Here is an 8,922-nt window from a genome sequence, read left to right on the forward strand (position 1 = left end):
GAATAATTTTTCGACACAAAAAAGGGCACTTAGGTGCCCTTTTTTTATGCAATTTGTACAAATCTTAATTGAAATAAAAACCATTCCTATTTAGACTCAATGCATTGGTTAAGAAGTGAGTCTCTCTATGTATGTATGTCTGTGTAATGCGGTGACTGACAAAGCGATCCGTAATGCGGTGCGTCAGCACAACCCCCATACCATGAAGCAACTGCGTGAACTTGTGCCGATTGGTACCGATTGTGGAAAGTGCATTCGTCAGGCAAGACAGATTATGGTGGAGGAACGCGGAACTATCATCCCAATGCATGAAGTTGCCTAACAAAGGGTAAGGTTATTTTTGACTCTTGGCTTACAAGTTCTACACTTTTAGAACTGGCCAGGAGGAGTTACCTATGAAAGGCGATAAAAAGATCATTGCTCACCTCAACAAACTGCTCGGCAACGAGCTGGTTGCCATCAATCAATATTTCCTGCACGCCCGCATGTTCAAGAATTGGGGCTTAATGCGCCTCAACGACAAGGAATATCACGAGTCGATCGACGAAATGAAACATGCCGATCGCTACATCGAGCGTATCCTGTTCCTGGAAGGGATACCGAATCTGCAAGACCTCGGCAAGTTGAACATCGGCGAAGACATTGAAGAGATGCTGCGTTCCGATCTGGCGCTGGAATTGGCGGGCGCCAAGAACCTGCGCGAAGGTATCGCCTACGCCGACTCGATTCACGATTATGTCAGCCGTGATTTGATGATCGACATTCTGGCCGATGAAGAAGAGCATATCGACTGGCTGGAAACCGAGCTGGATCTGATCGCTCGCCTCGGCATTCAAAACTATGCCCAGGCCCAGATTTTAGAGCGCAAAGAGTAAGCCTGCCTTCCGTTCGTCATCGCCTCTCCTGCCGGCGACCGTTTTTACGGTGGGGCAGGGGAGCTGCCCGCCAAGCATAATTCATACCTTGATCGCCGCCTTCATCCCGTGACCGTCGCTGAAAGCGCAAAAATGACGATTTCCTGAGCATATTTCCAACTGCGGCTTGCTTCCTGGGCCATTTTGCGTATAATGCGCGGGCTTACCTAATCTTGGTAAGCCTGATTTTAGCGAATCAGTCGATTGGCAGGCCTTTTTTGCCTTTCGAACAATACTCCCGATATGGGGGTTATATGTTGACGATTACACTCCCCCATCAATCGAAATGGGTGTGAGGAGTAATTATTTACGTTTATAAATAATTGGAGCTCTGGTCTCATGCAGAACCAAAGAATCCGTATCCGCCTGAAAGCGTTTGATCATCGTCTGATCGATCAATCAACCGCGGAAATCGTCGAGACTGCAAAGCGCACTGGTGCGCAAGTCCGTGGTCCGATCCCGCTGCCAACTCGCAAAGAGCGCTTTACCGTTCTGATTTCTCCGCACGTCAACAAAGACGCGCGCGATCAGTACGAGATTCGCACTCACAAGCGTCTGGTTGACATCGTTGAGCCAACCGAGAAAACCGTTGATGCTCTGATGCGTCTGGATCTGGCTGCCGGTGTAGACGTGCAGATCAGCCTGGGTTAATCAGGTCATTGAGCGATTGAGAGGTTGAAACAATGATTGGTTTAGTCGGTAAAAAAGTGGGTATGACCCGTATCTTCACTGAAGATGGCGTTTCTATCCCAGTAACCGTAATTGAAATTGAAGCGAACCGCGTGACTCAGGTTAAAAGCCTGGACACCGACGGTTACCGTGCCGTTCAGGTTACCACTGGTAGCAAAAAAGCTAACCGTGTAACCAAGCCGGAAGCGGGCCATTTCGCTAAAGCTGGCGTTGAAGCTGGCCGTGGTCTGTGGGAATTCCGCCTGGAAGAAGGTCAAGAATTCGCTGCAGGTCAGGAAATTAGCGTAGAAATCTTCGCTGACGTTAAAAAAGTCGATGTTACCGGTACTTCTAAAGGTAAAGGTTTTGCTGGCACTGTTAAGCGCTGGAACTTCCGTACCCAAGACGCTACCCACGGTAACTCCTTGTCTCACCGCGTTCCGGGTTCTATCGGTCAGAACCAGACTCCGGGCAAAGTGTTCAAAGGCAAGAAAATGGCTGGCCACCTGGGTGATGAGCGCGTAACCGTTCAAAGCCTGGACGTAGTACGTGTTGACGCTGAGCGCAACCTGCTGCTGGTTAAGGGTGCTGTACCGGGCGCAACCGGTGGCAACCTGATCGTTAAACCAGCTGTGAAGGCGTAAGGGGATAGCAATGGAATTAGTATTGAAAGACGCGCAAAGCGCGCTGACTGTTTCCGAAACTACCTTCGGTCGTGATTTCAACGAAGCGCTGGTACACCAGGTTGTTGTTGCTTATGCAGCAGGTGCCCGTCAAGGTACTCGTGCTCAGAAGACCCGTGCTGAAGTAACTGGTTCCGGCAAAAAGCCATGGCGTCAGAAAGGCACCGGCCGTGCGCGTTCAGGTTCTGTAAAGAGCCCGATCTGGCGTTCAGGCGGCGTGACCTTTGCTGCTAAGCCACAGGACCACAGTCAGAAAGTAAACAAAAAGATGTACCGCGGCGCGCTGAAAAGCATCCTGTCCGAACTGGTACGTCAAGATCGTCTGATCGTTGTCGAGAAGTTCTCTGTAGAAGCGCCTAAAACTAAGCTGCTGGCACAGAAACTGAAAGATATGGCTCTGGAAGACGTGCTGATCGTGACCGGTGAACTGGATGAGAATCTGTTCCTGGCAGCTCGCAACCTGTACAAGGTTGACGTGCGCGATGTAGCAGGTATCGATCCGGTTAGCCTGATCGCCTTCGACAAAGTGGTTATGACTGCTGATGCTGTGAAGCAAGTTGAGGAGATGCTGGCATGATCCGTGAAGAACGTTTGCTGAAAGTGCTGCGTGCACCGCACGTATCTGAAAAAGCATCCGCTGCGATGGAAAAAAGCAACACCATCGTTCTCAAAGTTGCCAAAGACGCGACCAAAGCAGAAATCAAAGCTGCAGTGCAGAAACTGTTTGAAGTCGAAGTCAAAGACGTGAACACCCTGGTAGTTAAAGGGAAAGTGAAGCGTCACGGTCAGCGTGTTGGTCGTCGTAGCGACTGGAAAAAAGCTTACGTCACCCTGAAAGAAGGCCAGAATCTGGACTTCATCGGCGGCGCAGAGTAAGTCGGAGGAGTAAGAACAATGGCAATTGTTAAATGTAAACCTACATCTCCGGGTCGTCGCCACGTTGTTAAAGTGGTTAACCCTGAGCTGCACAAGGGTAAACCTTATGCCCCGCTGCTGGAAAAACTGAGCAAAAGCGGTGGTCGTAACAACAATGGCCGTATCACCACCCGTCATATCGGTGGTGGCCACAAGCAACATTATCGTCTGGTTGACTTCAAGCGCAACAAAGACGGTATCCCTGCTGTGGTTGAGCGTCTGGAGTACGATCCGAACCGTTCCGCGAACATCGCGCTGGTTCTGTACAAAGACGGCGAACGCCGTTACATCCTGGCGCCGAAAGGCCTGAAAGCTGGTGACCAGATTCAATCTGGCGTTGATGCTGCAATCAAAGCGGGTAACACCCTGCCGATGCGCAACATTCCAGTTGGTTCAACGGTTCACAACGTAGAAATGAAACCAGGTAAAGGCGGCCAGATGGCTCGCTCCGCTGGTGCCTACGTTCAGATCGTTGCTCGTGATGGTTCCTACGTAACTCTGCGTCTGCGCTCCGGCGAAATGCGTAAAGTTCCAGCTGATTGCCGCGCCACCCTGGGTGAAGTCGGTAACGCTGAACACATGCTTCGCGTTCTGGGTAAAGCAGGTGCTGCACGTTGGCGTGGTGTTCGTCCTACCGTTCGCGGTACGGCGATGAACCCGGTAGATCACCCGCACGGTGGTGGTGAAGGTCGTAACTTTGGTAAGCACCCGGTAACTCCGTGGGGCGTTCAGACCAAAGGTAAGAAGACCCGTAGCAACAAGCGTACTGATAAGTTCATCGTACGTCGCCGTAGCAAAAAATAATTAGAGGATAAGCCATGCCACGTTCTCTCAAGAAAGGTCCTTTTATTGACCTGCACTTGCTGAAGAAGGTAGAGAAAGCGGTGGAAAGCGGTGACAAGAAGCCTTTGCGCACTTGGTCCCGTCGTTCAACGATCTTTCCTAACATGATCGGTTTGACCATCGCTGTCCATAATGGTCGTCAGCACGTACCAGTGTTCGTTTCCGATGAAATGGTCGGTCACAAACTGGGTGAATTCGCGCCGACTCGTACTTATCGCGGCCATGCGGCTGATAAAAAAGCTAAAAAGCGCTAAGGTAGGAGGAAGAGATGGAAACTATCGCTAAACATCGCCACGCTCGTTCTTCTGCTCAGAAGGTTCGCCTTGTTGCTGACCTGATTCGCGGTAAGAAAGTGTCGCAAGCTCTGGAAACTCTGACCTACACCAACAAGAAAGCTGCTGGTCTGGTTAAGAAAGTGCTGGAGTCTGCCATTGCTAACGCAGAACACAACGATGGCGCTGACATCGATGATCTGAAAGTTACGAAAATCTTCGTAGACGAAGGCCCAAGCATGAAGCGCATTATGCCGCGTGCAAAAGGTCGTGCAGATCGCATCCTGAAGCGCACCAGCCACATTACTGTGGTTGTGTCCGATCGCTGAGACTCTGGAGACTAGCAATGGGTCAGAAAGTACATCCTAATGGTATTCGCCTGGGTATTGTCAAACCTTGGAACTCTACTTGGTATGCGAATACCAAAGAATTCGCTGACAACCTGGACAGCGACTTTAAAGTTCGTCAATTCCTGACTAAGGAACTGTCGAAAGCTTCCGTTTCTCGCATCGTTATCGAGCGTCCTGCGAAGAGCATCCGTGTGACCATTCACACTGCTCGCCCAGGCATCGTTATCGGCAAGAAAGGTGAAGACGTCGAAAAACTGCGCAAGGTCGTAGCGGACATCGCTGGCGTTCCTGCACAGATCAACATCGCCGAAGTCCGTAAACCGGAACTCGACGCTAAATTGGTTGCTGACAGCATCACTTCTCAGCTGGAACGTCGCGTTATGTTCCGTCGTGCTATGAAGCGTGCAGTACAGAACGCAATGCGTCTTGGCGCTAAAGGTATCAAAGTTGAAGTAAGCGGCCGTCTTGGCGGCGCCGAAATCGCACGTACCGAATGGTACCGCGAAGGTCGTGTTCCATTGCACACTCTGCGTGCGGACATCGACTACAACACATCTGAAGCGCACACCACTTATGGTGTAATCGGCGTTAAGGTATGGATCTTCAAAGGTGAGATCCTGGGTGGTATGGCTGCAGTTGAACAACCGGAACCGGCTGCTCAACCTAAAAAGCAGCAGCGTAAAGGCCGCAAGTAAGGAGAGTCGCTGATGTTACAACCAAAGCGTACAAAATTCCGTAAGGTGCACAAGGGCCGCAACCGTGGTCTGGCGCAAGGTACGGATGTTAGCTTCGGCACTTTCGGTCTGAAAGCTGTTGGCCGTGGCCGTCTGACTGCTCGTCAAATCGAAGCAGCTCGTCGTGCAATGACTCGTGCAGTTAAGCGTCAAGGCAAGATCTGGATCCGTGTATTCCCGGACAAACCGATCACCGAGAAGCCGCTGGAAGTGCGTATGGGTAAAGGTAAGGGTAACGTGGAGTATTGGGTTGCCCTGATCCAGCCTGGTAAGGTCCTGTACGAAATGGACGGCGTGCCAGAAGAGGTTGCCCGCGAGGCATTCAAACTGGCAGCAGCGAAACTGCCGATCAAAACCACCTTTGTAACTAAGACGGTGATGTAATGAAAGCACAAGAGCTGCGTGAAAAAAGCGTTGAAGAGCTGAATGCCGAGCTGCTCAACCTGCTGCGTGAGCAATTCAACTTGCGCATGCAGGCGGCCAGTGGCCAGCTGCAACAAACTCACCTGTTGAAACAAGTGCGTCGTGACGTCGCACGCGTTAAGACTTTACTGACTCAAAAGGCGGGTGTGTAAATGACTGAAGTTATCCGTACCCTGCAGGGTCGTGTTGTTAGCGATAAAATGGAGAAATCCATCGTTGTTGCTATCGAGCGTACTGTGAAGCACCCGATCTACGGGAAATTCATCAAACGTACGACCAAGCTGCACGTACATGACGAGAACAACGAATGTGGTACCGGCGACGTGGTGGAAATCCGCGAATGCCGCCCACTGTCCAAGACCAAGTCCTGGACGTTGGTTCGCGTTGTAGAGAAAGCGATTCTGTAATAGAGTAGCTGGCTCTCACTTAATAAACGGCTCAGAAAATGAGCCGTTTATTTTTTCTACCCATACCAAGTAAGCGGTGTTATAATGCTGCGCCCTCGGTTATGGGGCTTTTCAACGGCCTAATTTTTACTTGGGTCTTTAAAGTAGTAGTTGACATTAGCGGAGCACTAAAATGATCCAAGAACAGACTATGCTGAACGTCGCCGACAACTCCGGTGCACGTCGCGTAATGTGTATCAAGGTTCTAGGTGGCTCGCACCGTCGCTACGCAGGCGTCGGCGACATCATCAAAATTACCATCAAGGAAGCAATTCCTCGCGGTAAGGTGAAGAAAGGCGATGTTCTGAAGGCGGTAGTGGTGCGCACCAAGAAGGGTGTACGTCGCCCGGACGGTTCTGTCATTCGCTTCGATGGCAATGCATGCGTTATTTTGAACAATAACAGCGAGCAGCCAATCGGTACGCGTATTTTTGGGCCGGTAACTCGTGAACTGCGTAATGAGAAGTTCATGAAAATTATCTCTCTGGCACCAGAAGTACTCTAAGGAGCGAACATGGCAGCGAAGATCCGTCGTGATGACGAAGTTATCGTGATTACCGGGAAAGACAAAGGTAAGCGCGGTAAAGTAAAAAATGTCCTGTCTGCTGGCAAGGTCATTGTTGAAGGCATCAACCTGGTTAAGAAACACCAGAAGCCGGTTCCGGCTCTGAACCAACCAGGCGGCATTGTTGAAAAAGAAGCTGCAATTCAGGTTTCTAACATTGCTATCTTCAACGCGGCTACCGGCAAGGCTGACCGTGTAGGCTTTAGATTCGAAGACGGCAAAAAAGTCCGTTTCTTCAAGTCTAACAGCGAAACTATCAAGTAATTTGGAGTAATACGATGGCGAAACTGCATGATTACTACAAAGACGAGGTAGTCAAACAACTGATGTCTCAGTTTGATTACAACTCTGTCATGCAAGTCCCTCGGGTCGAGAAGATCACCCTGAACATGGGTGTTGGTGAAGCGATTGCTGACAAGAAACTGCTGGATAACGCCGCAGCGGACCTGGCAGCCATCTCCGGTCAAAAACCGTTGATCACCAAAGCCCGCAAATCTGTTGCAGGCTTCAAAATCCGTCAGGGCTATCCGATCGGCTGTAAAGTAACTCTGCGTGGCGAACGCATGTGGGAGTTCTTTGAGCGTCTGATCTCCATTGCTGTTCCACGTATCCGTGACTTCCGTGGCCTGTCCGCCAAGTCATTCGATGGCCGTGGCAACTACAGCATGGGCGTGCGTGAGCAAATCATCTTCCCAGAAATCGACTACGACAAAGTCGATCGCGTTCGTGGTTTGGATATTACCATTACCACTACTGCGAAATCTGATGATGAAGGCCGCGCGCTGCTGGCTGCTTTTAACTTCCCGTTCCGCAAGTAAGGCAGGGTTACTGATGGCTAAGCAATCAATGAAAGCACGCGAAGTCAAGCGCGTGAAATTAGCTGACAAGTTCTTTGCAAAACGCGCTGAACTGAAAGCTATTATCTCTGATGTGAACGCATCCGATGAAGATCGTTGGAATGCCGTTCTCAAGCTGCAAACTCTGCCGCGTGATTCCAGCCCGTCTCGTCAGCGTAAACGCTGCCGCCAAACTGGCCGTCCACATGGTTATGTGGGCAAATTCGGGTTGAGCCGTATTAAGCTTCGTGAAGCCGCTATGCGCGGTGAAGTACCAGGCTTGAAAAAGGCTAGCTGGTAATTACCAATTGAATCACGGGAGTAAAGACAGATGAGCATGCAAGATCCGATCGCGGATATGCTGACCCGTATCCGTAACGGTCAAGCCGCGAACAAAGTTGCGGTCACCATGCCTTCCTCCAAGCTGAAAGTGGCAATTGCCAACGTGCTGAAGGAAGAAGGTTTTATTGAAGATTTCAAAATCGAAGGCGACGCCAAGCCTGTTCTGGAACTGGTACTGAAGTACTTCCAGGGCAAAGCTGTGGTAGAAAGCATTCAACGTATCAGCCGTCCAGGTCTGCGCATCTACAAGAAAAAAGATGAGCTGCCAAAAGTTATGGCCGGTTTGGGTATCGCTGTTGTTTCTACCTCTAAAGGTGTTATGACCGATCGTGCAGCTCGCCAGGCTGGTCTGGGTGGCGAGATTATCTGCTACGTAGCTTAATTCGGGAGGAAAGAATGTCTCGTGTTGCAAAAGCACCCGTCGTCATTCCTGCCGGCGTAGAGGTAAAACTCAACGGTCAGGTTATTTCGATTAAGGGTAAAAACGGCGAGTTGACTCGTACTATCCACGACGCCGTTGAAGTGAAGCAAGAAGCTAACGCACTGACTTTCGCTCCGCGCGAAGGTTTTGCTAACGCATGGGCCCAAGCGGGTACCACGCGCGCTCTGCTGAACGCAATGGTTGTTGGTGTTACCGAAGGCTTCACCAAGAAGCTTCAACTGGTAGGTGTTGGTTATCGTGCTGCCGTTAAAGGCAACGTGGTGAATTTGGCCCTGGGCTTCTCTCACCCTATCGATCACCAGCTGCCGGCAGGTATCACTGCTGAATGCCCAAGCCAAACTGAAATCGTGCTGAAAGGCGCTGATAAGCAGGTAATTGGCCAGGTAGCAGCAGATCTGCGCGCTTACCGTCGTCCTGAGCCTTACAAAGGCAAGGGTGTTCGTTACGCCGACGAAGTCGTGCGTACCAAAGAGGCTAAGAAGAAGTAA

19 protein-coding genes are annotated in these 8,922 nt (G+C 50.6%); all 19 read left to right on the top strand.

Annotation, left to right across the window (positions count from 1 at the left end; translation table 11 throughout):
• The first annotated feature begins 127 nt into the window (after positions 1-127).
• On the top strand, positions 128-322 hold the full coding sequence (gene bfd / locus ACP39K_RS24050; RefSeq protein ID WP_015379266.1) for a bacterioferritin-associated ferredoxin: 195 nt from the start codon (positions 128-130) through the stop codon (positions 320-322).
• Between the two features lie 73 nt (positions 323-395).
• The gene (gene bfr, locus ACP39K_RS24055) at positions 396-875 is read left to right on the top strand and encodes a bacterioferritin (RefSeq protein ID WP_004929784.1); all 480 of its coding nucleotides are present in this window, start codon (positions 396-398) and stop codon (positions 873-875) included.
• A gap of 378 nt (positions 876-1,253) precedes the next feature.
• A complete protein-coding gene (rpsJ, locus tag ACP39K_RS24060; protein WP_001181005.1) occupies positions 1,254-1,565 on the top strand; it encodes a 30S ribosomal protein S10 in 312 nt (103 codons plus the stop codon).
• 32 nt (positions 1,566-1,597) lie between these two features.
• Entirely contained in the window at positions 1,598-2,227 is a 630-nt protein-coding gene (gene rplC / locus ACP39K_RS24065) for a 50S ribosomal protein L3 (RefSeq protein WP_015379265.1), read from the top strand.
• Between the two features lie 10 nt (positions 2,228-2,237).
• The gene (gene rplD / locus ACP39K_RS24070) at positions 2,238-2,843 is read left to right on the top strand and encodes a 50S ribosomal protein L4 (protein ID WP_004929779.1); all 606 of its coding nucleotides are present in this window, start codon (positions 2,238-2,240) and stop codon (positions 2,841-2,843) included.
• The gene (gene rplW, locus ACP39K_RS24075) at positions 2,840-3,142 is read left to right on the top strand and encodes a 50S ribosomal protein L23 (RefSeq protein ID WP_004929776.1); all 303 of its coding nucleotides are present in this window, start codon (positions 2,840-2,842) and stop codon (positions 3,140-3,142) included. Before rplD ends, rplW begins: the two co-directional genes overlap by 4 nt.
• A gap of 18 nt (positions 3,143-3,160) precedes the next feature.
• A complete protein-coding gene (rplB, locus tag ACP39K_RS24080) occupies positions 3,161-3,985 on the top strand; it encodes a 50S ribosomal protein L2 (RefSeq protein ID WP_004929775.1) in 825 nt (274 codons plus the stop codon).
• A gap of 14 nt (positions 3,986-3,999) precedes the next feature.
• Positions 4,000-4,278, top strand: a complete 279-nt coding sequence (gene rpsS / locus ACP39K_RS24085; RefSeq protein WP_004929772.1) for a 30S ribosomal protein S19 — start codon at positions 4,000-4,002, stop codon at positions 4,276-4,278.
• A 14-nt stretch (positions 4,279-4,292) separates the two neighbouring features.
• Complete coding sequence (gene rplV, locus ACP39K_RS24090; RefSeq protein ID WP_002223844.1) at positions 4,293-4,625, top strand: 50S ribosomal protein L22; 333 nt, start codon at positions 4,293-4,295, stop codon at positions 4,623-4,625.
• Between the two features lie 17 nt (positions 4,626-4,642).
• Entirely contained in the window at positions 4,643-5,341 is a 699-nt protein-coding gene (rpsC, locus tag ACP39K_RS24095) for a 30S ribosomal protein S3 (protein WP_004929766.1), read from the top strand.
• A gap of 12 nt (positions 5,342-5,353) precedes the next feature.
• Complete coding sequence (rplP, locus tag ACP39K_RS24100) at positions 5,354-5,764, top strand: 50S ribosomal protein L16 (RefSeq protein ID WP_004929764.1); 411 nt, start codon at positions 5,354-5,356, stop codon at positions 5,762-5,764.
• Positions 5,764-5,955 carry a 50S ribosomal protein L29 gene (gene rpmC / locus ACP39K_RS24105; protein WP_004929762.1) on the top strand — a complete coding sequence of 64 codons (192 nt, stop codon included), beginning with the start codon at positions 5,764-5,766 and terminating at the stop codon, positions 5,953-5,955. The genes rplP and rpmC overlap by 1 nt, the downstream gene beginning before the upstream one ends.
• Complete coding sequence (rpsQ, locus tag ACP39K_RS24110) at positions 5,956-6,210, top strand: 30S ribosomal protein S17 (protein WP_004929760.1); 255 nt, start codon at positions 5,956-5,958, stop codon at positions 6,208-6,210.
• Positions 6,211-6,382: 172 nt separating this feature from the next.
• Entirely contained in the window at positions 6,383-6,754 is a 372-nt protein-coding gene (gene rplN / locus ACP39K_RS24115; RefSeq protein ID WP_000613954.1) for a 50S ribosomal protein L14, read from the top strand.
• A 9-nt stretch (positions 6,755-6,763) separates the two neighbouring features.
• Complete coding sequence (gene rplX / locus ACP39K_RS24120; protein ID WP_004929758.1) at positions 6,764-7,078, top strand: 50S ribosomal protein L24; 315 nt, start codon at positions 6,764-6,766, stop codon at positions 7,076-7,078.
• Positions 7,079-7,092: 14 nt separating this feature from the next.
• Entirely contained in the window at positions 7,093-7,632 is a 540-nt protein-coding gene (gene rplE / locus ACP39K_RS24125) for a 50S ribosomal protein L5 (protein ID WP_004929756.1), read from the top strand.
• A 13-nt stretch (positions 7,633-7,645) separates the two neighbouring features.
• A complete protein-coding gene (gene rpsN / locus ACP39K_RS24130; RefSeq protein WP_004929754.1) occupies positions 7,646-7,951 on the top strand; it encodes a 30S ribosomal protein S14 in 306 nt (101 codons plus the stop codon).
• 30 nt (positions 7,952-7,981) lie between these two features.
• A complete protein-coding gene (gene rpsH, locus ACP39K_RS24135) occupies positions 7,982-8,374 on the top strand; it encodes a 30S ribosomal protein S8 (protein WP_004929753.1) in 393 nt (130 codons plus the stop codon).
• Between the two features lie 14 nt (positions 8,375-8,388).
• Positions 8,389-8,922: a 50S ribosomal protein L6 gene (gene rplF / locus ACP39K_RS24140; RefSeq protein WP_004929751.1), complete on the top strand. Its 534-nt coding sequence runs from the start codon at positions 8,389-8,391 to the stop codon at positions 8,920-8,922.

It is taken from the genome of Serratia sp. EC4 (assembly GCF_059652115.1).

Excerpts from the sequence above, each read along its gene's own strand:
- rplP (WP_004929764.1), top strand. The coding sequence starts at position 5,354 with ATGTTACAACCAAAGCGTACAAAATTCCGTAAGGTGCACAAGGGCCGC.
- rplN (WP_000613954.1), top strand. The coding sequence starts at position 6,383 with ATGATCCAAGAACAGACTATGCTGAACGTCGCCGACAACTCCGGTGCA.
- rplD (WP_004929779.1), top strand. The coding sequence starts at position 2,238 with ATGGAATTAGTATTGAAAGACGCGCAAAGCGCGCTGACTGTTTCCGAA.
- rpsQ (WP_004929760.1), top strand. The coding sequence starts at position 5,956 with ATGACTGAAGTTATCCGTACCCTGCAGGGTCGTGTTGTTAGCGATAAA.
- rplW (WP_004929776.1), top strand. The coding sequence starts at position 2,840 with ATGATCCGTGAAGAACGTTTGCTGAAAGTGCTGCGTGCACCGCACGTA.
- rplF (WP_004929751.1), top strand. The coding sequence starts at position 8,389 with ATGTCTCGTGTTGCAAAAGCACCCGTCGTCATTCCTGCCGGCGTAGAG.
- bfr (WP_004929784.1), top strand. The coding sequence starts at position 396 with ATGAAAGGCGATAAAAAGATCATTGCTCACCTCAACAAACTGCTCGGC.
- rplX (WP_004929758.1), top strand. The coding sequence starts at position 6,764 with ATGGCAGCGAAGATCCGTCGTGATGACGAAGTTATCGTGATTACCGGG.
- rplB (WP_004929775.1), top strand. The coding sequence starts at position 3,161 with ATGGCAATTGTTAAATGTAAACCTACATCTCCGGGTCGTCGCCACGTT.
- rpsS (WP_004929772.1), top strand. The coding sequence starts at position 4,000 with ATGCCACGTTCTCTCAAGAAAGGTCCTTTTATTGACCTGCACTTGCTG.
- rplC (WP_015379265.1), top strand. The coding sequence starts at position 1,598 with ATGATTGGTTTAGTCGGTAAAAAAGTGGGTATGACCCGTATCTTCACT.
- rpsN (WP_004929754.1), top strand. The coding sequence starts at position 7,646 with ATGGCTAAGCAATCAATGAAAGCACGCGAAGTCAAGCGCGTGAAATTA.
- rpmC (WP_004929762.1), top strand. The coding sequence starts at position 5,764 with ATGAAAGCACAAGAGCTGCGTGAAAAAAGCGTTGAAGAGCTGAATGCC.
- rpsJ (WP_001181005.1), top strand. The coding sequence starts at position 1,254 with ATGCAGAACCAAAGAATCCGTATCCGCCTGAAAGCGTTTGATCATCGT.
- rpsH (WP_004929753.1), top strand. The coding sequence starts at position 7,982 with ATGAGCATGCAAGATCCGATCGCGGATATGCTGACCCGTATCCGTAAC.
- rpsC (WP_004929766.1), top strand. The coding sequence starts at position 4,643 with ATGGGTCAGAAAGTACATCCTAATGGTATTCGCCTGGGTATTGTCAAA.
- rplE (WP_004929756.1), top strand. The coding sequence starts at position 7,093 with ATGGCGAAACTGCATGATTACTACAAAGACGAGGTAGTCAAACAACTG.
- rplV (WP_002223844.1), top strand. The coding sequence starts at position 4,293 with ATGGAAACTATCGCTAAACATCGCCACGCTCGTTCTTCTGCTCAGAAG.
- bfd (WP_015379266.1), top strand. The coding sequence starts at position 128 with ATGTATGTATGTCTGTGTAATGCGGTGACTGACAAAGCGATCCGTAAT.